The sequence below is a fragment of the Hymenobacter sp. YC55 genome, from assembly GCF_029433095.1.
Lineage (GTDB): Bacteria > Bacteroidota > Bacteroidia > Cytophagales > Hymenobacteraceae > Hymenobacter.
On the sequence record NZ_JARNTX010000007.1, the window covers coordinates 57,348 to 81,854 of the forward strand.

Genomic DNA, 24,507 nt, shown 5'->3' on the forward strand with positions numbered 1-24,507 from the left:
AATCCTATTACAGTACCACTGCTCTCACCGCTGCTGGCGGCCGTTACGCCGGCGGTGGGCCACTCTCGTTCCCAGCTACCGCTGATCAAATCTTGCGAATTACAAAGTGGGTATATCGGCGAGTTGAGCAGTGAACTGCTGATTTTCCCACCTAACCACGCCCGCCTCAATCCAGGGGGCTGCGCGTTGCTTTTCCAGGAAGTCAGGTTCCCACTCGGTGGCTTCCCGGATTTTCTTGACTTTCACCTTGAATTGACAATGGTTTAAGTCCACGTGGTTTTTGGTGGCCCAGAAAGCCGTGAAGGTGCGGATGCCTTTTTCCAGGCGGGCCTGGTCGATTTTTTTCGTAACGATGTCGTAGGTCCATTTCAGCCACAACACGCCGTAGAGGTACGCTCCGGGCTGCCCATCGGGCCGAATGATGGGTAGAAAGCGCTCGACGCTGTCGGCGCCGACGTAGGTAACGGCCACAATGCGCGTGTACCCCGCGAAATGCTCGTCGAGCGCAATCGGGTGATTGGTGATGCCCAAAAACTTGCGCGAGGGCACGGTGGACGCCATGGTAAGACGGGCCAACCCCTGGCCAACAAGCGTGTGGTCGAAGCCGGATTTTTCGCGCAGCACCTGCGCTAGGGTGGAGTTGTAGGAGACGGCGCCCTGCATCAGCGTTAGCCCCACTATTCCTGTCGTTAGACCCGCCAGTTTCAGTTTACGCAGGGCGGTGCCCGCGCTGGCATCCGCGTATTGAGTGGTGGCGGCTTGATCAACAGCCCCCCTCGGGGTACTACTAGCCGGCCGGTGAGAACTAGCTTCAATTAAGCGGCGCAGTCGGGGGCGGCGCAGCAGCCAGGCCGCCAGGCCCCGGTCCGGCCGGGCCTTGAACCAGCGGCGCCAGTACGAAACCGGCACCATCAGCAAATAGATAGAACCAAAACCGAGGGCGAAGAAGGGCAGATTGAAAAACAGCAGTACCCCCACGTGCAGCCCTATCCCAATGACCATCAGCCCCGCCCGAAATTTGCGGAAAGGAAACAGAAACAAGAAAAAGAACTCGAACACCAACGTTAGGTAGCCTAAAAACTTAACCAGCCCTTCCTGATTCAAGATGAAGGTGCCGTTGGACCCCATTTCAAACGGCGAAGACATTGGCTTCCACATCCCCAGTCCCTTCAGCCACAGGGGCGCCGTCAGCTTGTAGAGAGTGGAATCAAAGTAAACGAAGGCAATACCCACGATGACGGGTACGTAGTAGGCGAGTTGGCTAACCGTGCGGGGCGGCGGAGAAAGAGTACCCGTGCGCACCGTTCGCCAGACCCGGTCCCAGGACAGGCACTGCCCAATGGGCAGAAACAGGAACAGGAAACTAATGCTCACGTAAACCGGGGTCATCATGTAAACGTAGGTGCGCACCGACGAAAAGAACAGCAGCACAAACACGTAGTTGGCGATGGCCGCGGCGCGCGTAAACCAGCCGAGCAGCAGCAACACAACCGCCCCCATCCACAAGACTAAGGGGCCGGCAAAACTCATTTCCGAGGGCTCGATAAAGGGCACGGCATCGAAGATCAGCTCCCGGAAATAAAACAAGTTAACAACCTCGCCGAGTAGTACGGCACTGAACACAATGCGGAACAAGGCTAAGCCGGTGCCGTCAATTTGCTTGTCGTAGGCTTTGCGGATTATGCGGTACGCTTTGGCGAATATCCCTTCCGCAACCGGGCGCTGAAGTTGATCGGTGATCATTACCTGAGTGAAGGATGCTAGGTGATGGAAAATAAGGTTGCCTACTTTTGGCCCTAAGGCAGGCTCCTGCCGGGTCGGGCCAGGCCAGGGCCCCCTTGCTACTGGCCGCTTCCGGCCGAGAAATGCTCTAGGCGGTGTAGGGGACCACGGGCAGTTTTCTGGTCAAGCCCGCCCGCACTAAGCCGGCTATCCGGCGGACTTGCACTGGTGGCAACTGCGGGTAGAAAGGCAGACAGAGGACGCGGGTAGCAATATCTTCGGCTACCGGGCAGCTCTCGCTCGGCGCGTAGGGCAGGTGGTTGAGGGAGGGGAAAAAATAGCGGCGGGCATCAATCTCGTTTTCCGCCAGCAGTTGCTTGATATCCAGCAGTTGCGCCTCGTTTTCAAATACCACGGGAAAGTAGGCGTAATTGTATTCTATCCCGGCGGGCATAACAGGGTAGCGTAGCGTTAAGCCGGCGAGTTCGTGGTGGTAGAGTTGGTAGAGCTGGGCGCGCGTGGCGATAAGCTCAGTAACCCGCGGCAACATGCACAAGCCCAGAGCCGCGTGGAATTCCGAGTTTTTGCCGTTAATGCCCAGCAGCATGTGATCATCACCGAAGTGACCGAACGATTTCAAAAGCCAAATTTTCTTGGCCAACTCGTCGGTATGCGCGATCAGGGCCCCACCCTCGCCGGTATGAAAGAGCTTGGTTGCGTGAAAGCTGCACGCCGTCAGATCACCGTAGGTGAGCAGCGAGCGACCCGCGACTTTGGTACCAAAAGCGTGCGCGCCATCGTAGATAACCTTCAGTTGGTGACGCTGGGCAATTGCTTCGATTTTAACGACGTCGCAGGGATAGCCGTACACGTGAGTGGCGAGAATGGCGCTGGTACGCGGCGTGATGGCAGCTTCTATCTTATCGGCGTCTATGCAGAAGGTGGCTTCTTCGATATCAACATAGACGGGCGTACATTTTTCCCACAGGATAACCGAGGTGGTGGCCACGTACGAGAAAGGCGTGGTAATAATTTCCCCCGTTAAGTTCAAGGCTTGAATGGCCAACTGCAGCGCAATGGTGCCGTTGGAAGTGAACTGGACGCAAGGCCCACCCATGTAAGCACTCAGCTGGCCCTCGAGTTCAAGCAACAACGGTCCGTTGTTGGTGAGCTGGTTTCGCTCCCAAATGCCAGTTAGATAGGAAACATATTCCTCAAGCGGGGGCAGATACGAATGCGTAACATAAATCAAAGCAGTAGGAAAAAGGTTAGCGAGTTACTAAAGTACCAATCAATATTGGAAAATGATAAAAATAACCCCACGTTATGGCAACCTATCCAAGCAGGATTCAATATAAAGCCCTCTTTAAATAGTTAAGTTTTATATTGATTAGATGCTGTAATCCACTGATCCTAACAGATCCTTCGCTTGAACCAATGTTAGAATGAGGCTAAGCTCGTCAGTAAATATCACTACTAAATAAATTTTGTTCTTTGTGCTTACGACTTTTGTGAAGCTCGTAAATTTTGCAAAATGGAAGATCAGCTAAGATTAGATAGCTTTAGGATTTTTAAATAGCAACATGCTAATATAAAGTAGTGATGTTTGACCTAGGGTCTGTTTGCGAACACCACTCTTGGCATTTCGATAAAACAGCAACAGGCTTTTGGTTTTAGCTAACTCAATAAAGTTATCAAGCAGTAATTTCTGTTGGTTGTCTAGCCGCTCGGCGTACGTGTAACTAAATTCCTTGGCCATAAGAATTTTCCGAGTTAAATCCCGGAGCATTTTCTTTTCAATAACTATTCTCTTGAATCGGTTAAGGAAAGTGCTGTCTTTGAAACTACCGGAAATATTATTTCCATGTTGGCGGTATAAAACAGTTTTCTCGCTTAAGTAGCTGATTTTCCCGAAGGCACTAGCGACCATGGCAATCCAGTAATCATGGCTTTCGGCAACGGTGGGTACGGCATCGACTAACTTAACTAAGGTCCTGTTTATCATAGTAGTACAGCCATACACGGGGTTTTGGACCAGTAAATGGGAAAGCTTGAGATCGGCTAGTTTCAAGGCGCTAAAGTTTTTCTTCGAGTAAATAGTGCGCAAGTTGGCGTCTACGTACCGAAAGCCGGTGTGCACCAGCAACGGGTACGATTTGCCGTGTTTTTTCTCCAGGACAAGCATTTGTCGCAGGGTGAATTCTATCTTACTAGGAATCCAATAATCATCCTGGTCACAAAACATAAGGTAGTCTTCCTGCTTGGCGTGCTGTAACAAGCAGTTGAAATTAAGCGCGCTACCCAATCGACGGCCATAATTATCAATCACCGCTATGGATTCGGGAAATAATGCCTGATACCGAGCTAATATCAGGGCTGTCTCATCCGAAGAGCCATCATCGCGAATCAGCAATTGCCAATTAGTATACGTTTGCTTGAGGATGCTTTCAATTTGCTCACCAACAAATTCTGCTCCGTTATAAGTCGCCAATAACACAGTAACCTTATGCATGAGCTTTTCTTTGACCACATCAACAGCACGAGTAAGTCGAATTCAATACGCAGGCTACCAATTGGAGGACGTTACACCCCTTTAAAAAATTAAAATTTATATAAATTTATGAATAAATTTTACATAATATGATTGTAAAATCTCGGCCTTGGCAAATGAGGGTATGCTTACTGGAGCACCTTATTGCTAAAGCTAGCTATGCCCTAACCGGAAAGTCCCTTAGAATTAAGGTATTGGTCTGTGTTACTAAGTCTTTACAGCTAGCAAATTAGCTCCACGCCGTTGCTACATATTCTTTGATGTAGTCCAAAGAGTTGGCGCCGCTGGAGTTTACGTAATGGTACCACTAATACGATGCCTAAGTCGTTGGAAAGTACTTACCGGCCAAGCGGTATGACTGGCGCACCAAGGTTCCTTTGACCACTTGTTAGACAACTTTATTTGCAGAGGGTAAGAAAGATAAGGCTGCTAAAATGTAAGGGCGCCTGTAACGAAGGGCCGGGTTGGCAGTAGTCGGGGTGCGCCCTACCTTCCAGTCAGCAAGTATTGCCCTGCTCCCGACGAAGCACGAGCGGAGGGTCTGCGTTACCATCAGGACCGCCCTGTTACTTGATTTGCCTACTTCCACCCGCTTGTTGATGAAAGCACTGGTCGCCTTTCTCGTTGTTGCCCTGTCCTTCTTCTCTGCTGTTGCACCCGTACCCCCGCCCGCCAAGCCCTCACTGGCCCGGCGAGAGCGAATGGCCATCGACAGTGCCGTTGCGCAAGAAATGCGGCAGCAACACGTCGTAGGGCTCTCCCTGGGCATCATCAAGAACGGGCACGTGGTGCTGACCAAGGGCTATGGCCGCACGAACGTGGAACTAGGCGTGTTGGCTTCCCCCCGGTCGGTGTAGAAAATCGGTTCGATCAGCAAGCAAATGGTGGCGACGGCCATCCTGTTGTTGGTCCAAGAACACCAGCTCACGCTCTCCGATTCGCTCCCGCTCTTTTTCAGAGGGGCTCCCCCGTCTTGGAACAAGATCACCGTTCGCCACTTGCTTCAGCACACCTCGGGCCTACCGCGGGACTCGCCCTTGCTCGACAATATGAAAGAGCAGCCTGACTCGGTTCTGATCAAAGGCGCCTATAACAGCAAGCTGCTGTTCGAGCCGGGCACGGCGTGGCGCTATTGCAACCTAGGCTACTTTATGCTCGCCGACATCATTCGCCAGCGCTCCCACCGCACATTCCCTGCTTTCATGCAGGAACGCCTGTTTGCCCCCTACGGCCTAGACCACACCCGCACGACCACTTTTTCGGGGATTGTCGCGGACTGTGCCGCTGGGTACGTGTATAAGGAAGGCCAAGGCTTGTCCAATGCCAAAAACTACTTGGCCTTGCGCCCGAGCGGGGCTTTTCTCTCTAGTGTGGAGGATCTGCTGCGCTGGGAACTGCTTATCCAACACCAGCAAGTACTCTCGGCAAGCCAGTGGGCACAAATGTGGCAGGATACCGTTTCGACTGCCGCCGTCACCCAAGGCTCGGTGGAATACTATGGCTATGGCTGGGACGTCAGCACATATAAGCAGCGGCCCGTAGTGCACCACGATGGCACCATCCCCGGCTTTACGAGCAGCTACTTTCGCTTTATGGATAGCAACACAGCTATCATCGTCTTAACCAATGCCGACAATGCCTACCCCAAAACGGTGGCTTTGCGCATCGCCGACATTTTGTGGGAGCAGTAAATCGGAAGCTACCCGTGGATCGGGAGCTGACAGTAGGTGCTTGTTTCCGGTTGCTACCTCAGCGAGGACGGCGAAAGTGCTGGTGATCGGTCCCGCCTGCTTTCAGCTGAGCCCCTGGTAGTCCGCCGCCCCTCGTGCTACAAAAACGCAATCGCCCTAACTAGACAAGAGGCAACGCCCTGATCAGAACGTTGCCTTGCTACTACTTTCTCTGGCCTGGGGAGACCGGGTGAACACTCCAGTAGGCGTACGAGGTCTTTTATCTCTCAATAGTCAATCGAAGTCAACATAAGGAGAAGGGTGAGTAGTGCTCATCCGCCCAACTTAGGTATCATGAACTGTGTTAAAAGTCAAGCGTTTAGGGGCATTTTTGAGGTAAAATCCGCTTGGTAGGGCACCCCCGATCCAACAATAGCAAATGCTTGCTTGAGCAACTTGTTACAGACGGCAATCAGGGCCAACTTCCCACTCTTGCCTTTGGCTACCAGTCGATTATATAGCGCTTGGCACGCGCTATTCCTTTTCTTGGCCGAGAAACTACACATAAACAGCTTGCTCCGAATCAAACTTCCGCCCATTTTGGTGATGCGTGTCTTGTCCCGCACACTCGTCCCCGAGCTATGCTCGTGGGGTGAGAGACCTGCTTTGGCAATGAGTTGGCGGTAGTTGTCCAGGTGAGCGAAGCCGCCAGCGAACAAGAGCAGCATACTCGCGGTCTTACGTCCAAGGCCTGGAACCGAGCACAACAGGTCTATTTCCAGCCCGAAGCGTTCCGCTAATAAGCTCAGCAGCTGTGTTTCCACTGCTTCTGCTTGTTGAGTAAGTAGTGTCAGCGTGTGCTGTAGCTGTTGGAGAGCCTGCTTGCTTACTACGGGCTGTTGCGGCAAGGCTTCCAGGGAGTTTCTAACCATCGTTTTCTGCTTCAGCAGTTGCTCGTTGACCTGTTCCAACTGCCGGCATTCAACTACTACTTGCTCATCCGGCTGCCAGGTCTTGACCACCTGTTGCTGGCCGTAGTGCAGCAACCATTGGGCATCTTTGCGGTCGCTTTTGCCTAAGTGCATCTGGATGAAGCGCTTGATCACGAGCGGATTGATCACGGCCACCTGCCCACCTTGTTCATGCAGATAGTAGGTCACGGCAAGATAGTACGTACCAGTAGCTTCGAGCACGAACAAACAAGTAGGACCGCAGCTCTTCAGCAGTTGCTGAAAACCGGCTTTGCTGTTGCTGACCTCCAGGTGTTTCACCTGTTGCTCGACCTGGTAACATACTGCCAGGGAAGTTTTACTCACATCAAGACCAACGACGGGGAGCGGGACAGAAGTAACCATAGTGTGGAACAAGAAGGGGAGGAAGTAGAGAAAGGAATTCTAGCGCGTCTTTCGCTATCCTGCTGCAGGCTCTGGGGCCTTATGGAACTGTTCGAAGTAACGCTAGAAAAGGAAGGGGATTGTCATGATACACGAGCTCGCACGCTCTATAACTTTGAAATCTTACTCCTCCCTTTTCCTTTTCACCAATGCTAATTAGAACAGCGAAACGAACATAGGATAACTCTTACGAATCGTATCCAACTAGGCAATAATTATCTGATTGTGCTCGCTACAAATGGGTAGCGATAAGTAAACCTACCTCGTTACTCAACAATGAGTCTATGCCTCATAAGGCAAGTTAATTCGTCCACGTCCCGTATTCTATTCCGCGCTTTGGGCAGCACACCAGCATCTACTACCCCCCCCTTTGGCCGCTGGGTCAGCGCTGCCAGATGCCGGGCCGCAACTTAAAACTGGTGTTTAATCCCCATGGTGGGATACAGCTGCAGGGCACCGTCCGAACTCAATACGTGGTAGAATGTATTCAGCTCGGTGCCTATGGCCACGCCTTTGTGCACCGTGAACCAGAGTTGGGGATTGCTGTAAAAAGCTAGTCAGGGGCCTTGCAAAGCCAGGTTGTCGTTAAGCAAGTAGGCGCAGTGGAACGGGCGGTCCGCAGCCCGGTAGCCCTCGCGCCGCGTCGCGCTTCGAGCGGGTCGACGTAGCCGCCTCAGGTGGCGCGCAGCCACCCGTCGGTTTCTTTTAGGGTAAGCGTGCACCAACTGCCGTCGGCATCAGGGAGCGTATGAATCAGCAGGGAAGGGAAAGAGGACATCTTAGCCGGTTAGAACGAGTTGAGCACCGCCCGGGCGAGGACGTAGTGCAAATAGATACTGACCCCGACTAGGAACGCCTTGACCGGGGGCGGAATCATCCGCGACTGCCACAGCCCGTAGCAGCCGAGTGGTAACACCAGCACGCACAGCAGCAACACGAGCCACGTTTGATTGTACCAGCGAGCGGATTCGGGGCGGTAACCAGGAGCCATAAGGGGGGCAACAAGCGTATGGATGAACAGTCGGGGTAGGTAGGAAGCGAGTGGAGGCGGGGTACTTGCTGGTCGGCGGCGGCGCCTGCCGGGTGTAGTCCCAATTGACCGCGTGGGTGAGGAAAAGAGGCGACTCCAACTGGGCCTGGTGCTGTAAGTCGAGCACGGCCAGGTGTTGCAGCAGCGCATAGCGCGCCCCTTCGGGCGTGTAGTCGGGATACAGGCCTTGCAGATCCTCGAGCGTGGCCACCAGAATTTCGAGCAGTTCCAGCTCCCCTGTTTCCGAGGTCGGGTCGAAGCGCAGGGTGTGCAACCGCGCCTGGTTGCGGCGCAAGCGGGCGGACAACAAAATAGCCATGAGCAAGCACTACAAGAACGGGGTAAAGAAGGAGCAGCGGGTAAGGGACGAGCAGGGCATTACCGAAGCATAAGCCCCGGGCTGAGCAGTCGCTCGAGCTGCAAGCGGAACGGAAACGAAGCAGTAACCAGAGACGAATCGTACGGGTGTCGGAGTACTCGGCTCCTGCTATGGGAACGGATACGAAAGGAAATGGGCGGCGCCCACCAGGGATAACCGGCTTGGAGTGAGAAAAGAAAAGCGTGTTGTTAAAAACGGGTTAAAGAAACGGAAAAGCGGGTTGAAAACCCAAGCTTTTTAGGCCGACCACCATCTAGTTTAATCGCCCTCCCTTCCGGCGGCAGCTTCCGACCCCCGCGAACAGAGAAGCCCCGGCCGCGGCCACGGCTTGCCAAGCGAGCAAGGCCTCCCGAACGGGCATGCCGCCGCCCCGTCACCTCGCCCGCAGGAAGGAAGCTGCTGTGGGATTCTGGTGCTGCCCGACGCGGCTCGCCCCGGGCAGCGCAGGCTACGCGGGGCGAAGCAGGTCCCGGCTGCTCTCGGTGGATCGAGCCCCGCCCTATGTACTCGCGGCCTGCTCGTCGGGCAAGTGGTCGATGAGGTCGTCTAGCCGCGTCAGCAGAGCCCACCCCGCGTTGCTGAGTTCGATCTCGCCCTGCTCAATCACCTTCTCGCGGATGATGGCCACGGCTTTATGCAAGATGCTTTTTTCCGGCTGGGGTCGGCTGAGTTCCTGCCGGAGCAAGTCAAGTTCGCCCTTCAGCAGTTCTCGCCCGGCCGGGAGCGCCGCTTGTAGCTGACGGAGCCCAGCGAAGAGCTGCTGAACGGCCAGCGAGCCGCTCGGGGCCACTTCCTCGTCCGGAAGTGGCGCCGTTGCTGCTTCATTTTTCGGCCCGGAGCTGGCCTTCGGTGGGCGGCCCCGCCGGGGGCTCGCCGGGCTGTTGATCCACGTACGCATCGCGTTAAAAGAAAGAGGAAGAGAAAAAGCAGCCGGGCAGGCAATCACCCAAAGCTGTCGATGAAGCACTGGCGCAACTGCTCATACAAGGGGTGAGGCAGTCCGGCATTAATCTGCAGGCGCGCATTGGCATAGCGAAAGCTGAAGTGGTAGCACTCGTCAATGGCCAGGCCCTGCGCGTGTAAGTAGGGCTGGTAGCGGACGGCGACCGCGGCGACCAAGCGCTGGAAGTCGGCATAGCAGGTGGCGGCAACGGCACTGTTGGCGCAACGGGTCGCGTCAAAGGAATCCATAGCGGGAAGGCAACGAACTGAATGTACGGTCGAGCGCTCAGCAGCGGGGCCCAGACGCTCCGGCAAGGTGGTAAGCCCCTCCGACAACGACAACTCCACTGGGTCAACGGGACGCTTTGCTGGCTCAACGCGCCGGGTTCGCCCGGCGCGTTGCCCGCGCCGGATACGGCTGGCTGACAGTGGGGCCATTGCCAGACGAGCGGCCCGGTGCGGAAAAGGACAGAACCCATTCGGCCGAAGCTTACAAGCAACGGAAGCGTTGGCTTAACGCGCCGGGTGCTAGATACCAACTTACCGCCCTTGCTCGTGCTACGCTGCTGCTCACGACCCTTACAGGCGTGGGTATTCGCCGGAGCAGAGGAGTCAGCACCAAAAGAAAGCTATTCGCGTCGCGTTCCGCTAAGCGGATAAAGGACATGACCGAAAATGGCATTCGACAGAGCATAACTGCACTAAAATGGTCATTATATGACTATTTCTCTTTTACTTGCACAATACCTGATTACCTCGGATAACACTCTTTATCCGCTGTAATGGGAGGTTGCTTTGACTAGCCTTCGCTTTCGCCAAATGATGCAGTTGCGCCAGCAACAGGCGGTCGATTTGGGTAGCGGTTATAGCGGAGTACGTTTCTTCCGCAGTGCTTTGAGAGGTAGTCAGGGCAGGATAGGTGCTATTTTACAATAGCCATAGAATAGGATAAAACATATGCTATTTGCATAATATTAGATAGCTTTACTGCCGCTCTACCTATTGCCTACAAAGGCCTTATTGCTTCCATTTTTATTGTATCCAATCTGGGGAGGCTATGCTTGCTCAGCGACTATATGGCTAAACTTTTACCCTGGCTTACTCTCCTATTCTTGCCCTTTCTTACGCTCGCCCAAGCTCCAGCATCCCTGCACCTGGAACGCGTGCTGGGCACGCCTCTGTTTGCGCCCACTGATATTGCTGTCGACCGGCAAGGCAATATGTTTATCCTTGATGCGGAACCGTATTATTCTCTGCGGTTGGGCATAGTGACCAAGCTCGATCCGCAGGGACGCTTTGTGGAGCGCCTAGACGTAAACAAAGCGAATTACACGCGGCCTCTCACTGCCTGCGAGGGTGGAACTTTGGCAATAGACGAGGCCGACAACCTCTACGTGGCGGATTATGGCGCGGGCGAGATTCGCAAGTTCACTCCCCGCGGGCAACTGCAGCAAACCTTTCGAGCCCCCACCTGGGGCCCCTGTTCGTGGTTTAATCCGCGCAACCTGACCGTCGACGAGGCGGGCAACGTGTATGCCCTCTCCACGACCAAGCTCGTGCGCTTCAACGCCCAAGGTGTACTGCAGTGGGAATACGCACCCCCACTCACCAGCCAGCCCGGGCGGGCCGACATCAAACTCACGGATGTGCAGACCGACGCCGCGGGCAATGCCTACGTGCTGACCGATTATTACACCATTACCAAGCTTAGTCCGACCGGGCAGGTCCTGCAAACTATTTCCGTTCGCCAGGCCGGGGGCTATATCCTCGGGGGCGGCTGGGATGTTCCGGTGCTGGCCAGAGACGCGGCGGGTAATTTTTACGTGGGAATTGAAGGCGGCACCCCGGTCTATAAATTTGATGCTACGGGAGCCTACCAGGCTTCTTTCCCTACTGACGTATTCGCCGGCCGGCTCACGCTCACTTTCGATCGGCAGGGCAAGCTCTACGCTTGCGCGATGAGTAACCGTGCGGAAACCCCCACTATTTTCAAATTTGATCCGGTCGGCCCGGAACTCGCCCGCTGGGGCGGCTCTAACCGCTCGCTGTTTTTAGCTCAAAACAGTCGGGGCGAGTATTACGTCTATAACCTGAACCGCCAGCAGATTATTAAATGCGCGGCCGATGGCCAGGAATTGCTGCGCTTTGGGGGCCCGGGTTATTCAAACGGCCAGTTCAAGCCCAACACCGGCGGCGTAGCGCCCCGGTTTGCGGGCCTGGCGCTGGACGGCCAGGGCAACGTCTACACCCTAGAGAATAGTGATAATTCCGGCGCGGCCACCCTGCAGAAATTCAACAGCCAGGGGCAGTTTCTGCGGCGGATCCACCACCCCGTTTTCGACCAGTCCTGGTCGACGCTGGGCGGGCTCACCGTCGATGCCGCCAACCAGGTGTACGTTTCGGACCGGGGCCGGGAGCGGGTCTACAAGCTCTCCCAACAAGGGCAGCTGCTGCAAACACTGGGCGCGGCGGGCGGGGTGCAGTTTCACCAGCCGCAGAGCTTGGCAACTGACGCGCTCGGGTTGCTTTATGTGGCCGATAGCGCGGGTACGCGGGTGCAGCAGCTTTCCCCCGGCGGCCAGTTGCTACGGGCCACGCATATCCCAGTACGCGGCAACTACTTTAACCCTGTCAATCCGGTCGGGCTCAGTATTGATCCGGCGGGGACTATGTATGTGAGCCACTCGGGCTGGGACTCGGTGCGGATTGTGGACCGGAGCGGCCGCCTGCGCCGGGGTCTACGCAATGAATTTGGGCCCGTCAGCGCGCTGAGCGCCCAGCCCGCGGGTGGACGGCTGCTGACCCTACGCCTGGAGTCGGATCTAATCTGCGCGTACTCGACCGGGAACGGAGAGCAGCGTGAGAGTCAACTCTATGGCAACGTATATCAGGAATTGAACGGCGATTGCCGCCGCCAACCGACGGAACCCGGGCTGGCGGGCATCGTGGTGGTAGCCGAGCCCGGCAACTACTATGGCCTTACCGATGAAGCAGGAAACTACGCGATTCGCGTGGACACCGGTACCTACACGGTGCGCCCGCTGCTCGCCGCGCAGCCCGGGCGGGTGATCACGCCTCAGTGCATCTCTTCCCCGCTGATCCGCGTGCCCGCTCTAGGCCTCAGCCTGGATGGCCCTAATTTCGCTAATACCGTGTCGCTCGCCCCTTGTCTGAGCGTGCAGGTAGCTTCGAACCGCCGGCGGCGCTGTTTCCGCAATGTCACTACTATTTCTTACGGCAACACCGGCTTCCTCGCGGCGGCCGATGCCCGCGTGCGGGTAGCCCTGCCCGAGCACGTGGTGTTGGTAGCCGCCGACCGGCCGTACACCCGCGACGCGCGCGGCTACTACGTGTTTGCTGTCGGTACGCTAGCGCCTAACCAGCAGGGCACCATCACCTTGCAAGACTCGGTGGCCTGCGGCAACCCCGCCCTGCGGGGATTGACGGTGTGCACCAAGGCCTGGATCACGCCCGCTAACCCCGTGCCCGCGGCCCCTACCTGGAACCAAGCGGCCATCATAGTAAACGGCGCGAGCGAACCGGGTAACCAGGCCCGCTTCACCCTCACCAATACGGGCCCAGCCGCCACCACTGACAGTTTAAGCCTGCGGGTCTACCAGGATACCGACTTGGCCTTGGTGCACCGCTACGCCCTGGCTGCCGACGACAGCTTGGTGCTGCGCGTGCCGGCCACGGGCCGGGTGGTGCGCCTCGAATCCGACCAGCCCGCGGGCCACCCCTACAAGGCTTTGGCCAGCGCCAACGTGGAGCTAGCAGGCCGGGCAAGCACCGGCGCCCCGAGTGCAGCCATGCAGGCCTTTCCTCCCGATGATGCGGAACCCGAACTCGCCGTGGACTGCCAGCCCATCGTGGATTCCTTTGACCCCAATGACAAGCAAGTGGTGCCCGCCGGCGTGAGCGCCCAGCATTACACGCCCACCAACACGCCCTTGCGCTACCAGGTCCGCTTCCAGAATACAGGCACGGATGTGGCATACCGCGTAGTCGTGGTAGACACGCTGGCGGCGGATCTGGACCCAAGTACGCTGCAGATGGGAGCCACTTCGCATGCCTACCGGCTGCAGCTGAGCGGCAAAACCCAACCTATCCTCACGTTTACCTTCGACAACATTCTGCTGCCTGACAGCAGTCACGACCAGCTCGGCAGCAACGGCTTCGTGCAGTTCAGCGTGCAGCCTAAAGCAGGCTTAGCCCCGCAAACCAAGATCGAGAACTTTGCCGACATCTACTTCGACTACAACGAGCCGGTACGCACCAACACCACGCTCAATCGTATTTATGATGTGCCGCCCACGGTAAACCCGGCCGGGCAGTTGCTCGCCCAAGACGTCATCGTCTCACCGACCCTGCGCGCCTTTACCCCCGCGCAGGGTCGGGCCGGCACGCTGGTCACGCTTACGGGCCACCGCTTTGCCCCGACGGCCGCCGCTAACCGCGTCCGCTTCCACGGCGTGGATACCCCGGTGTTGAGCGCCACGGCCACGACGTTAACGGTGCGCGTACCGGCCGGGGCCACGCCCGGGCCGATCGAAGTGGTGACAGCTGATGGGGCCACTCGTAGCATCGCGCCCTTTGAGGCTTACCAGTTGCCCACGCTCACGGCCCTGCAACCCAACGAGGGGGTGGTGGGTAGCCTGATCACGCTCACCGGTACGCACTTCTCGACCGTAGCCGCGCAGGATACCGTCTGGTTCAACGGTATCCCGGCCCAAGTGCTGCAAGCCTCCGCCACGGCTCTGCAAGTACAGGTACCGGTCGGTGCTTCGTCCGGGCTGGTGCAGCTGCGCACGCTCGGGGGCGGGGTCAGCAGCGCGCAGCCCTTCACTATTTGGTACCCGCCGACAATTACCTCCTTCAGCCCCGCCCGCGGCAAAGCCGGCGACCTGCTTACCGTCACGGGTACGGGGTTTGCCCCCGCGGCCCGCTCCACCGTTACGCTCGGAGGCGGCCGGGCACCCGTGTTGCAGGTCACGAGCACCCACTTGCAAGTGCGAGTGCCAGTAACTGCCCAAACCGGCAAACTCCACCTGGTAACCCCAGGCGGATCGGTGCAGTCTCTGACCGACTTCACGTTTCTGCCCCCACCCGTGCTCACGTCGTTCTCGCCACTGCAAGGCAGCGTCGGCGAGGTGGTTACCCTGACGGGAAGAAACTTTCTGGTTGAAGGCCGGGCGGATACCGTCTATGTGGGGGGCGTACCCGCGCCCGTGCTGGCGGCCACTGCCACCAGCACGACCGTGCGCGTGCCCCGAGGTGCGCGCTCTGGTCTCTGGACGATGGCCGGCACCGGCGGGCAGGCCGAGAATGCCCAGGCCTTTACCGTACTCGACTTGACGCCCGCCGAGGCCGTGCGCGTCTATCCTAACCCGGCCCGTGGGGCCATCACCTTGGAGTGGCAGCGAGCTGATTTTACGCTCGAGCGGGTGCAGGTCTACAACGCTCTTGGGCAACTGCTCTTTACCACCGACTTGAGTCGGCAAGCGGAACTGCGGCAGTTATTAACCTTTGCGGGCAACCCGACCGGGCTGTTCGTGCTGGTCGTGCACACCTCGCGCGGACCCGTTACTAAAAAGATCACCTTGTACTAGCTCAACCACTAGGATGGGCGTGCGCTTTTACCAGCGTGGTGCAAGTGAGCAAGGTTTTGTTTTCCAGAGATGACGCCCCATGGCGCCGATTCATTCTCCCTTCTATGCGTACTCTTCTCCTCGTGTGGGTAGTGCTGGTGAGCGACGCTTTTTCAAGTCACCCCGCTTGGGGAGCCCACGGGTGGCCGCATCGCGCATCGCTCTGCCAAGCGTCAGCTGGCCCTACCCCGACGGCGGTGTTCGGCTTACCAGTTCGTGATCACCTGGTAAGTCAAACGCAGGATCCGGAAACCCGAACCAGGCAGCAGGGCGTGGCCACGCGCCGACCCGGAGAAGCAGATACCACCTTTCTGCGGCGCGTACTCCCAGTATCGTTTCCGGCTTCCACCGATCTAGTGGCCTACGCGTGGCGGCCGAGTGCGTTTGGCAAACAACTCTTCTTCTCCGTGCCGGGCACTGGCGACAACGCGTACGGTCGCGAGTTGATCATCCTAGATCCATTCCAACCCAACACGTATGCCCTGTACTCGCTGACGCTGGAATCGCTCGGGGATGCGACGGAGCTGGCAGCGCTGCTCTTTGCCAATGTCGAGCAGAACGGGCAAAAGGAGCTCTTAGCGCTGCTCTCGTGCAGCTTGCGCGAGCCGGCCTTTCGTGACAAGCAAGGCCGCCAGCACTACGGCCGGGTAACGCAGTACCAGACCTTGGTCTTCCAGTATGTTGGCATGAATTCGGCTGGCCGGCCCCAGTATCAGCCGGACCCGACGCCTCATCCCGAATTAGATAACTTGTCCAGTGCTGCGGCGGTCCGGCAGGCGCTGACGCGGCCATCGCAACGGCGACCCTCAGCCACGCACGTCCCGAAATAAGTGGTACTATCCTCTAGGAACGAAAAAGCTATCTACGAATGCGCACGCTCCTTCGTAACCCTTAAGCAACGAGTTTCGACGTACTAACCTGATCATTCGTTTCCATCATTCACATAGGTGGCGATAAGTAAACCTATCTCGTTACCTAAAAGGACGGATGAGGAGCCCCTGTCATCCTGGTCTTTGTAAGAGGGAGACTCTGGCCACCTTCGACATCAACCAAAGGGGACTGAAGAGCAAACAAAAGCGTCTCCAGTCCCGAGCTGGAGACGCATTGAGAAATGGGTGTGCTCGCGTTACGCGGCCACTATGGATGGGACAACGCGTCCCGTCCAGTACCTACGAGGAACTGTTTAGCGAAAAGCCATCGCAAGTATTTCAACTCTAACTAGACTCGGTCAGGACGCCTTGTCGGTATGGAAGTAGTTGCTTTACGCCGGTAGCGGGCGGGTCGTCTACGAGGAAAAAGAGAGGATACCAGACGGGAGCCGCCTTAGTTCTTGGTGTATACCTGACTCAGAAACGTGAAATTGGGGTACCCTTGCGGCGAGCTATAGACCTTGTAGCCAGTTAAAGGGTACTTGAGCCGGGCATGCTTCGTAATTCTATCGTCCGTGTAAGCGGGATGCCACCACCCCTGCTCTTTCAAGATGTAGCCCTCGGGGGTGCTCTCAATGGACCAACGAATGGGAACGTCCCTAGTGAAGCCCGTACCATCCATTGGGTACACCCCCGTGCCATCGGCAAATAATCTAAAGCGGTACGTGCTAGGCGGGTTGTTCGGGTCATACCCCGTTACGGTCCATGACCCCACCGCCGCTGCTTTATAGATGGCAATCGAATCTTTTACCTTGACTTCAAACTTCACCGGGCTCCCCATCAGGTGTTCCTTCTCGCGGTCCAGTACTTCCGCCTTGAGCGCATACGTGCCCTCCGGCGTCGGCAGCCGCCATGAGGTGACCGTTTTGCCGTCGGCGTTAAAGGGGGTTTTGGGCGTAACCTGTCCGTGGCCGCTCTCTACCGTCCAAGCCGCCTCGAATTGCCCTAAATCTATTTTGTCGTAGAAGGATAGGATCTTGGCTTCCACTGCCGGCCGCACGGTCACACTCGGGGCGTACCCACTCGTTACGCTGCCCTTTATTTCTTGGAAGCTTACCCAACCGGGAACGAGTTTGCCTTTGTAGACCTGCATCTTGTCGGACATTATCACGGGATTAGCCTGCGCAAATACAAACGGAAAAAACTCAGCTAATTCGTACACCATGCTGACGGCTTGAATGGTTTTCATAAAGACGTTGGTTTGAGCGGCCAGGGCCTTCGCAATCACCGATTTATTTAACAATGTTTTTTGGCAGGCACTATTGGTGAAGGCCGTCTGCAGCGTATTGCCCGCAACTTGTGAAATCTTGAGCAGCACCTCTTGGGCCGGTATACTAGCGCCGCCCCCTAATTCTAACATCGTTGCTGTGATATCCACTTGTATCGCTCCGGCGATAGCGGCAATGCAGTCACTCCGGCTCTCTTCACCTAGCCGGCCAAGAAAAACATTCAGAAACATTTTGGCCATTCGGCTTGACAGCTCATAATAGTTTTTTGCCACCACTGACTCGTGGGTTTGGTTTAGATGAACTGTATAATAGTCATCCTTCAACCCTAGCTCGGCTAGTGGTTTCTTGGACCACCGACCAGCGGGGACGGGTTGAGGATCAAGCAGTGTCTTTACCGTATTGCCCCCGTTGCTGGGAATGAATTCGGCGTACACGTAGCTATGCACCTGATTGATGAGGGTGCCGCCTCCTTCCACGGCAACCCAATCCTTGAATTGATTTACTACTCTCGCAGTCCGACCCGCCGTCAGGTCCGGCGTTCCGAGCAGGTTTTTCAAGATATAGCTATTCAGCTCCACGAGCTTATTCACATAGGCCGGCTCCGTAGAGTAAATCGGCCGTTTACTTTTGAGCAGGGCATCGACCTGTACCACAAAGTCCTGAAAGGGTTTGAGCGAGGGCGCATTCCTTTCGAAGGTGATCTGTTGCACGGGCGTCAGGGAATGATAGGCCGGCACCAACGGGAGCAGGGCTTGCGCCACGGACGTGGCGTTTACTGGCACTTGGTCACGCACGGTGTCCGTTTGCACCACGGCCAGAATTTGGCCGGAAGTGTTGTCTAGGAAGAAGACGGCGGAGGGGTAGGCCGCAGGCACAAGGAGCCCCTTGTCTTCTCCATCCATTGCCGTGGAGTCGAGGGTGCTGTGCACTTCGGTTTGACTCAAGTCATACGCGCCGTCGATGATAAAGCTAATCTTGCGGGCATTCTTGAGGATGGGCTTGGCCCCATAAGCGGGTACCGCATCGGGCTCCTGCTTCTCTAAGCAAGAAGTAAGTGTCAATGTGAAAAAGAGAAGAAAAAGGGCGTAGCAATTGCGCATACGAAGAACAGTAAGTGATGAAATAAATCGGAGGAGGGGAGCCGCGCAGTGCCGGCAATCAGGAGCCGCAGTTACGTCCAGAGCACCCGTGGCAAGAATTCGAAGCAGTTTCTAGAAAGCAATGCCTAGGTTGAAGCCTAAACTGCGGATGCCAATAAAAGGCATGGTCCCGGTCAACTTGGCGCCTTGCGCCGTTACGGTGGCCTTCGTTTTCGGCTTGATCGGGAGATCATCGCTTAACGACTCGAGGTCGCTCTCCAACCCCTGTCTTTCCGCGGCGGACAGGGATCTCAGATCCGACTCCGAATGCAGGTCGATCTGAAGTTTGCCGTAGTGCCCACCTAAGATGTACCAGTCGAAGGCGACGCGCTTGGCAATGAGCCATTGTGAACCCATCATTACCCCGGCGCCGAACCCGCTAATTTTTCCTGCTAGGGGGATGGAATAGATCCGCGTGTCGGTCTCGTACTCATGCGGCAGCAAGGCGTCCACATTCAGGTAGCGCCCGTACAGGGAAAGATAAAACCCACGCGCTCCGGGCTTTTTGCCGCTATAGAAGCGTATCTCGCCGGTCACGGTGTTATTGCCTACCAGCGTGGCATTCAAATCCTCTTTCAGATCAGCATCTTCTTTGTCTAACTGGGCGCTATATTTCTGCACCAAAAAAGCGGAAGTGGCCGTCGTTCTCGGCATGTATCGATACCCGACAACGATCGTCATTTTCTTGGTCAGCGTGCGCTCATAGCTGAGGCTGTTGTTGTAGAGGGCCAAGGACGAAAGATTGAGCTTAACGATATTCTTTCGAAAACCCTCCTGTTTGGTAGGCTCATGGACAACGGAAACCGGAGCGGTAGTCATTCCCGATGGCACTCCTAGCGTATCCGAGTTTACCTGAGCAGTTGTGGGATCCGTTTGCGCAAAGGAGGAGACGACAGAAAGTAGGAAGAGGAGAGTAAAAGGTATTCTCATGCAGAAGTGAATTAATTCAATAAAACATGTAAACCTAGACTGTACAGTTCCTGCACACAATACCTACTTCTAGGTATATTTGACTACTACAGTGGTCGAATAACGTCCCCGCCGGCTTTATCTCGATTCCTTATCCCAGCCTTATGGCGCTGCTATCCAGGGTGGCGTATTCGCGCTTTAGGTGTACAACCGCTCTCTTTTCTTGTCCTTGTCCTAAGATGTCGCCCTTTAGCTAAGGCAAGCTGGAGGTCACGCTGCCCGCGCCCTTGCAACCCGGGTGGCAGGCCCTAGGCATCGAGCAGGTCTACCCAAATCGCTACGGGCTCTTTCGCGGGCAGAGAGCTACGCACTAGTCCTGCTGTTCGGGTTGTGAGACACGTGCACAAGGGAACCGCCATGCCGGCAGGGCTAATATTTTGGCAGCGTTAAAGCGCTTAGCGTCGTTGAGACGGGCATAACGCTTGTTGCTGATTTCGTCCTTCTATTGGGTTTGATATGTAATGCCGTGTAACACGGACTAGCCTCGACGGAAATGGCAACGAAAGAAGCGCACAGGGAGCGGGATAAGAAAGGTACTATGTTGACAGCGACTTCCAGTCTGTAACGTTTTTGCACTTTTTTGCAATACTATATGATATAGCAAGTATATTTATACTATTCCGCCATTTATTGGCTTAATCGATTATTGGACTCGATAAGATTTACCTATCACAACGCAAGGCATATTTTTTCTAATGCAGCCTTACTCGAACCTGGCCTGTTTCCAGATCAGGTTCGAGTAGGCAGTTCTTACACCCCGGTAAACTTCACCGTCACCAACGGCCGGGTTTCGTCGCACCGAATCAGATAGGGTTGGGTATCGAGCAAGGCAGCAGTGTCTTTATAGGCAAAGTCGAACTCCTGCAGGATGCTACTCTCAAAGTCGCCCTGCCGGTTGAGCAATTCCGAAAAGCGTTGACGATACGCCTCCTTCTCTGCCTTCTTGAGCGAATGCCAGTATTTGAGCGTATCGGTACGGCTGTAGCGACGGCCCGCCCCGTGGGCGCAGCTCCAGAGCGCTGGCGCCAGGGACGGATGCCAGCGGTTAGGCTTGACGATCAGCGAGCCGCGACTCATCGAGAGCGGGATGACCACCTCGCCGTCCCCGACCAGTTGCGTGCTGCCCTTGCGGTGGATCACCCCCTCTTCTTTGAACTCGAGCAGGTTGTGGCAGCTATCCGCCAAAACGGGCGTCCCGGCCTGGACGTAGCCATTGCGCCGTAAGAAATTATAAGTCTTATACACAAATTCCTGCCGACGGCTCGCCGCATAGGCGAGCACCCGTCCATATTCCTTCAGGTAGTCGGGCGTCGCCAACTCAAGTGGCAGCCACTCATTGCCCGGGTTATGGTGCTGCAACAGCCGGCAGTTCTCCTGGTAGAGGTAGATGCCCAGGTTGCGGCTACCCGTGTGCACGATGATGTAGAGGTACTCGTCCGACGTTTCGAGCGAGAGGAAGTGGTTGCCCCCGCCCAGCCCTTCGTCGGTCATACCGTGCACCTCCCGCTCCAAGGCGCGATAGTGCCGGGCTTTGTCGAAGGGGCGGAGCACGTCCTGCCGGGGAATACGCAGATAGGCGACCCCGCACCCTAGGTCCTTGCCCGTTACCAGGGGATAGAAAATGTCGGTGGTGTGAAAGGCCACCCCCACGGGGATGGAGCGCTCGGCGCAATAGTGGATATCGGGAAAGACGGCAATCTGCCCGATGGGTTCTTGTTCCTCATAATAGAGGAGGGATTGTAGCGCGTTCTGCTCCACGCCGCTACGATCCGTAAAATAGACGGTTTGCACGGGGTCTTCTTTACGAGATAAGGAAAAGGACGCGCGCCGGGAAGCAGCCGCAAAAAATGCGCGCGTTAGAGGAGCCTCAGCATAGGCTCGCACAAACATACAACAAATTACGTATTTCAATACCAATCTGCCGTACTACTACCATTGTAAAGTGCCATCTTTTAGCTCCACCGTTTACTCGCCGTGCAACGCCCTTGTATGCAATTGGTCACCCGACCGACGACTGCTGCGAACCGTGGACGCTGGGCCGAGGGCAGTGACTGGCGTGTTGCACTGCGTGGAGCCGCTAGGCAATCTGGGATAGCCCCGCCCTTTAGGGGTCCATTCCAGTCGCTTACAGGCAGGAATCAGTCGAATAACGGGTAAGAAATCGTACGTTGTGACCGTATGTGTTTTTCTACATGATGCTCCTGCACGGCCCTTTCTCGCTAACCACTCCTCCTGCCAAGTGGGTAGAGCAACGCCAAGTAGAGCAAAACGATTACCTGTGCTTCTGGTCCGCCTCGCTGCCCTACACGTTCGGGGCCCAAGTACTAACCCTTCCCGACGGCCCCTTGCGGGTGGGCGAGACGAAGCGGGCCGTACTCTGCGTTACAGCGGAAGCCGGGACGCAGCTACGGGTAGGCGAGCCTCTTTCGGTTGGCAGCGCCAGGCAGGAGCCGAGCGGGCACTTGGTGCTGAGGGTCTTGGCGAGGCAAGCAGGTAAGGCTGTCCCGCAGCGAGTATTGCCACTCTCTCGTGTGAAACGCGGTTCGCTCACCCCAACCGAGCAAAAGCTTTTCCAGCGTATTGAGGAATGGGTAAGGCTGGCAGACCAGCTGTGTAGTGCCTTACGCGAAGCCTTCCGCCTGGATTTTACCCGCATCGGCCGCTTGGAGCGGAATATGTGTATGGGCCGGCAAGGTCAGCGCAACGGTATTGCCTATGCCTTCCATGGAATTGGCTGTTACTTTGAAACCAACAACCTCCGACTGGATGTCGATTTTGACTCGCAAGGCGACTGGCGAGGGTTTGACCTCTGGCGCCTGCAGTCGTTCATCGACTGGAATTACCCGCAATTAGGCTTCTCTGCTCAGCGCATTGAACAGGGAGTTGACGCTTTACTCGCCAAGCAGTGGCTTTACCAAGTGGACCGGCCCTATGACCACAGCTTCTATTATGTAACGCTTACCCAATAACAGTGACCTGATTTATTTCATGGCACGGCACCTAACGGACAGCGTCCATTCAATTACTTTAGGTATCATAACTGTTACGAATCGTATCCGAACTAGCAACGAACGAGCTGATTTCGCTCGGCACACATAGGTAGCGATAAGTGAAGGGCCTCGTTACCTAGCACACCTAAAAGCCGGATTGTCCTTAAAGCTCCGATTTCGCTATCCTCTACTGAAGTCCGATACCCCGTTATTTTATCAGATCTTATGGAAGGAGTAGAACAAACAGCGATCCCGGCGCACGAATGAACCAGCCGTCCTATTACGCTCGTCTCTATGCGTTAGGCTGTTTCCTGCCCTTGATTAGTCTGGTAGCTCGGCCAAATTCCTGGCCAGCACTTGTTCCAGTTCTGTGCGGTGGGCATTGCCCCACTGCTCCATCACCTCAATCACTGGCAGCAGCGACCGCCCCAACTCCGTGAGCTGATACTCCACTCTGGGAGGCAACTCAGGAAAGATAGTTTTGCTCACCAAGCCATGGTGCTCCAGCTCGGCCAGTTGCACGTTGAGCACGCGCCGCGTAGCGCTCGGGAGCATGCGTTGCATGGCGCTGGGCCGCTGAATGCCCTGGGCAATACCCGCCAGCAGGGTAGACTTCCATTTGCCGTGCAGCACTTCCTTGGTGAGCACAGAGCCGCAATTCAACGTGTTAGCAATTTTCTTTTGGTACATCAGGAAAGCAAGTTGAGGAAAGAGATGGCGGAGGAGAACGGGGATTAAATTCGCCCTAGGAGTTAAAAGTATCAGGTGCCGAATAAGTTCTCCGTACTTGCCCGCCCTGCCCACGCGTCGGAAGTTTGCCTTGTGAACAGCGCCTGTAGGGTGCAAGTAGCGTCACGCAACGCAAACCATCAACTGGAAATCATGGGAAAACTCACCGGAAAAGTAGCCGTTATTACCGGCGCTACCTCGGGCCTGGCCCTGGCCACCGCCCACTTATTTGTGGCGGAAGGCGCCTACGTCTTCATTACGGGCCGCAACCAGCAGAAACTCGACGAGGCGGTGCGCACCATCGGCCGCAACGTGACGGGTGTGTTGGGCGACGCGGCCAACCTAGCCGACCTCGACCGCCTCTACGAGACGGTGCAGCAGGAAAAAGGGAGAATAGACGTCCTGTTCGCTAGCGCGGGGGCGGCCGGCTTCGGCAAACTGGGCGAGATCACGGAAGCGTTCTTCGATTCCATCTTCAACCTGAACGTCCGCGGCACGCTCTTCACCGTGCAGAAAGCCTTGCCCTTGCTAACGGAGGGCGGCGCTATTGTGCTCAATGGGTCGATGGCCTCCATTAAGGGGTATGCGGCCAACAGCGTGTACAGCGCCAGCAAAGCCACGCTCCGGGCCTTTGTACGGGGGTGGCTGGTCGACTTGCAGGACCGCCACATTCGGGTCAACCTGCTGAGCCCAGGCGCTATCGATACGCCCATGATGGCCGCATCCGGTGCGGAGTTTAAAGCTCAAATCGCCCCTTTGATTCCGCGCGGGGAAATGGGGCGCCCGGAAGAGGTAGCCGCCGCTGTCCTGTTCCTGGCTTCGGCAGAGGCCAGCTTTGTGAACGGCATCGAACTCTTCGTCGATGGCGGTATGGGGCAGATTTAGTTGAGCAACTACTAGCCCCTTGCGGGTGCAGATAGTTGCTCGGTCGCCCTAAAACACCTCCTGCTTCGGTGCTAGTGGATAGTGGATGCCGGCGCAATTCTCCGCGCAGGACCACCCTACCTTCCCATAGGCTCGTGGCAAGAGCCGGGGGGGTAAACAACAGGGAGAAAAGGCAAGGGCCTAGACTCGCTATCCTGCTTCCCCCCATTATTTACTTCCTTACGCGCTGTGGCGAAACGCTAACGGCCTACGTGTGCTTCTGGAAGAACCACTGGACGTAAGTAGCATACGCAAAATCGAG

The 24,507-nt window shown here is 56.2% G+C and carries 17 protein-coding genes; 6 read left to right on the top strand and 11 right to left on the bottom strand.

The window, feature by feature from the left end:
- Window positions 1-99: 99 nt before the first annotated feature.
- The 3 genes from P1X16_RS27195 to P1X16_RS27205 form a co-directional block, all read right to left on the bottom strand.
- Window positions 100-1,743 carry a hypothetical protein gene (locus tag P1X16_RS27195; RefSeq protein WP_277235685.1) on the bottom strand — a complete coding sequence of 548 codons (1,644 nt, stop codon included), beginning with the start codon at window positions 1,741-1,743 and terminating at the stop codon, window positions 100-102.
- A gap of 127 nt (window positions 1,744-1,870) precedes the next feature.
- On the bottom strand, window positions 1,871-2,974 hold the full coding sequence (locus P1X16_RS27200; RefSeq protein ID WP_277235687.1) for a DegT/DnrJ/EryC1/StrS family aminotransferase: 1,104 nt from the start codon (window positions 2,972-2,974) through the stop codon (window positions 1,871-1,873).
- A 300-nt stretch (window positions 2,975-3,274) separates the two neighbouring features.
- The gene (locus P1X16_RS27205) at window positions 3,275-4,234 is read right to left on the bottom strand and encodes a glycosyltransferase family 2 protein (RefSeq protein ID WP_277235689.1); all 960 of its coding nucleotides are present in this window, start codon (window positions 4,232-4,234) and stop codon (window positions 3,275-3,277) included.
- Between the two features lie 638 nt (window positions 4,235-4,872).
- Here P1X16_RS27205 and P1X16_RS27210 point away from each other — a divergent pair.
- Window positions 4,873-5,130, top strand: coding sequence for a hypothetical protein (locus P1X16_RS27210; protein WP_277235690.1), 258 nt, complete (start codon window positions 4,873-4,875; stop codon window positions 5,128-5,130).
- A 12-nt stretch (window positions 5,131-5,142) separates the two neighbouring features.
- A complete protein-coding gene (locus tag P1X16_RS27215) occupies window positions 5,143-5,964 on the top strand; it encodes a serine hydrolase domain-containing protein (protein WP_277235912.1) in 822 nt (273 codons plus the stop codon).
- 350 nt (window positions 5,965-6,314) lie between these two features.
- Here the strand turns inward: P1X16_RS27215 and P1X16_RS27220 are convergent, their stop codons facing one another.
- The 4 genes from P1X16_RS27220 to P1X16_RS27235 all read right to left on the bottom strand — a co-directional run bounded on the left by P1X16_RS27220 (window position 6,315) and on the right by P1X16_RS27235 (window position 10,126).
- Window positions 6,315-7,298 (bottom strand): IS110 family transposase, encoded by a 984-nt coding sequence (locus tag P1X16_RS27220; protein WP_277235691.1) that lies wholly within the window; start codon window positions 7,296-7,298, stop codon window positions 6,315-6,317.
- A gap of 818 nt (window positions 7,299-8,116) precedes the next feature.
- Complete coding sequence (locus tag P1X16_RS27225) at window positions 8,117-8,686, bottom strand: hypothetical protein (protein ID WP_277235693.1); 570 nt, start codon at window positions 8,684-8,686, stop codon at window positions 8,117-8,119.
- Window positions 8,687-9,245: 559 nt separating this feature from the next.
- Complete coding sequence (locus P1X16_RS27230) at window positions 9,246-9,644, bottom strand: hypothetical protein (protein WP_277235694.1); 399 nt, start codon at window positions 9,642-9,644, stop codon at window positions 9,246-9,248.
- Window positions 9,645-9,688: 44 nt separating this feature from the next.
- Window positions 9,689-10,126 carry a hypothetical protein gene (locus P1X16_RS27235; protein ID WP_277235696.1) on the bottom strand — a complete coding sequence of 146 codons (438 nt, stop codon included), beginning with the start codon at window positions 10,124-10,126 and terminating at the stop codon, window positions 9,689-9,691.
- Between the two features lie 638 nt (window positions 10,127-10,764).
- On the opposite strand from P1X16_RS27235, the gene P1X16_RS27240 reads away from it, so the two are divergent.
- Window positions 10,765-15,297, top strand: coding sequence for an IPT/TIG domain-containing protein (locus P1X16_RS27240; RefSeq protein WP_277235698.1), 4,533 nt, complete (start codon window positions 10,765-10,767; stop codon window positions 15,295-15,297).
- A 104-nt stretch (window positions 15,298-15,401) separates the two neighbouring features.
- On the top strand, window positions 15,402-16,166 hold the full coding sequence (locus P1X16_RS27245) for a hypothetical protein (protein WP_277235700.1): 765 nt from the start codon (window positions 15,402-15,404) through the stop codon (window positions 16,164-16,166).
- A 493-nt stretch (window positions 16,167-16,659) separates the two neighbouring features.
- Here the strand turns inward: P1X16_RS27245 and P1X16_RS27250 are convergent, their stop codons facing one another.
- The 3 genes from P1X16_RS27250 to P1X16_RS27260 all read right to left on the bottom strand — a co-directional run bounded on the left by P1X16_RS27250 (window position 16,660) and on the right by P1X16_RS27260 (window position 21,393).
- Window positions 16,660-18,555 (bottom strand): hypothetical protein, encoded by a 1,896-nt coding sequence (locus P1X16_RS27250; RefSeq protein ID WP_277235701.1) that lies wholly within the window; start codon window positions 18,553-18,555, stop codon window positions 16,660-16,662.
- 150 nt (window positions 18,556-18,705) lie between these two features.
- A complete protein-coding gene (locus P1X16_RS27255) occupies window positions 18,706-19,452 on the bottom strand; it encodes a DUF3575 domain-containing protein (protein ID WP_277235703.1) in 747 nt (248 codons plus the stop codon).
- A gap of 900 nt (window positions 19,453-20,352) precedes the next feature.
- Window positions 20,353-21,393, bottom strand: a complete 1,041-nt coding sequence (locus tag P1X16_RS27260; RefSeq protein ID WP_277235704.1) for an RtcB family protein — start codon at window positions 21,391-21,393, stop codon at window positions 20,353-20,355.
- 401 nt (window positions 21,394-21,794) lie between these two features.
- Between P1X16_RS27260 and P1X16_RS27265 the strand changes: the two genes are divergently transcribed.
- Window positions 21,795-22,571, top strand: a complete 777-nt coding sequence (locus P1X16_RS27265; RefSeq protein ID WP_277235705.1) for a hypothetical protein — start codon at window positions 21,795-21,797, stop codon at window positions 22,569-22,571.
- A gap of 342 nt (window positions 22,572-22,913) precedes the next feature.
- Here P1X16_RS27265 and P1X16_RS27270 read toward each other — a convergent pair whose 3' ends face one another.
- Entirely contained in the window at window positions 22,914-23,282 is a 369-nt protein-coding gene (locus P1X16_RS27270) for a helix-turn-helix domain-containing protein (protein ID WP_277235706.1), read from the bottom strand.
- A gap of 192 nt (window positions 23,283-23,474) precedes the next feature.
- Here P1X16_RS27270 and P1X16_RS27275 point away from each other — a divergent pair, with 192 nt between their 5' ends.
- Window positions 23,475-24,206, top strand: a complete 732-nt coding sequence (locus P1X16_RS27275) for an SDR family oxidoreductase (RefSeq protein WP_277235707.1) — start codon at window positions 23,475-23,477, stop codon at window positions 24,204-24,206.
- Window positions 24,207-24,507: the final 301 nt, after the last annotated feature.